This is a genomic window from Microbacterium sp. MEC084 (assembly GCF_004514465.2).
Taxonomy (GTDB): domain Bacteria; phylum Actinomycetota; class Actinomycetes; order Actinomycetales; family Microbacteriaceae; genus Microbacterium.
In genome coordinates this window covers 1-575 of sequence record NZ_MYFP02000058.1, presented here as the reverse complement: position 1 = coordinate 575, position 575 = coordinate 1, and the positions used below count along the sequence as shown (strand labels likewise).

1 protein-coding gene is annotated in these 575 nt (G+C 67.0%); it reads left to right on the top strand.

The features are described 5' to 3' along the window. Nucleotides 1-575: IS3 family transposase (locus tag B5M43_RS14945; RefSeq protein WP_230668291.1), on the top strand; the 575-nt coding region annotated here is incomplete at both ends.

Below are 575 nucleotides of genomic sequence, written 5' to 3'. Positions count from 1 at the left end.
GGTCGCGGTGACGTGCCGGGTGCTGAAGATCGCCCGCCAGCCGTACTACCGGTGGCTGGCTGAGCCCGTGACCGACCGTGACTGGGYGCAGGCGCATCTGGTCGACGCGATCGTCGACGCGCATGCCGACGATCCTGAGTTCGGGTATCGCCTCATCGCCGACGCCGTCCGCGACAACGGGTGGGAGGTGTCGGATCGGACGGTCTGGAAACACAGCTCCCGCAATGGCGTGTGGTCGGTGTTCGGGAAAAAGCGCGGCAAGAACGGCAAGAAGGCCGGCCCGCCCGTGTTCGACGACCGCGTGCAGCGCGACTTCACCGCGACCRCGGCCAACCGGCTGTGGTTGACGGATATCACCGAGCACCGAACCCGGCAGGGCAAGCTCTACATCTGCGCCGTCAAGGACGTCTTCAGCAACCGGATCGTCGGGTACTCGATCAGCGACCGCATGAAGTCGCAACTCGCCGTCCGCGCGGTCGAGAACGCCGTCGCGATGCGCGGCGATGTCGCCGGCTGCATCGTGCATTCGGACCGCGGATCGCAATTTCGAAGCCGGCGCTTCGCCCGCGCGCTCA